This is a genomic window from Streptomyces sp. DH12 (assembly GCF_020873895.1).
Taxonomy (GTDB): Bacteria; Actinomycetota; Actinomycetes; order Streptomycetales; family Streptomycetaceae; genus Streptomyces.
The window spans coordinates 1-482 of sequence record NZ_JAHWGT010000814.1 but is presented as its reverse complement, the minus strand read 5'-3'; the positions used below and the strand labels follow the sequence as shown (position 1 = coordinate 482).

The following is a 482-nucleotide window of genomic DNA, read 5'->3' as shown; positions in this document are numbered from 1 at the left end:
AAGCAGACCGTGCCGCCCTCGGTGCCGGCGCCGGGCCCCAGGTCGACGACATGGTCGGCGATCGCGATGGCCTCCGGCTTGTGCTCGACCACGAGCACCGTGTTGCCCTTGTCGCGCAGCCGCAGCAGCAGGTCGTTCATCCGCTGGATGTCGTGCGGGTGCAGCCCGATGGTGGGCTCGTCGAAGACGTACGTGACGTCGGTGAGCGAGGAGCCGAGGTGACGGATCATCTTGACCCGCTGCGCCTCGCCGCCGGACAGGGTGCCGGGCGGCCGGTCCAGCGAGAGATAGCCGAGGCCGATCTCCACGAACGAGTCGAGGGTGTGCTGGAGCGCGGTGAGGAGCGGCGCCACGGACGGCTCGTCCACGCCGCGCACCCACTCGGCGAGGTCCCTGATCTCCATGGCGCAGGCGTCGGCGATGCTGATGCCCTTGATCTTCGAGGAGCGGGCGCCCTCGGTGAGCCGGGTGCCGTCGCACTC

Annotated in this window: 1 pseudogene; it reads right to left on the bottom strand. The window is 70.3% G+C overall.

The window, feature by feature from the left end:
• A pseudogene (locus tag LPA54_RS37215) lies at positions 1–482 on the bottom strand (excinuclease ABC subunit UvrA); the annotation flags it as partial.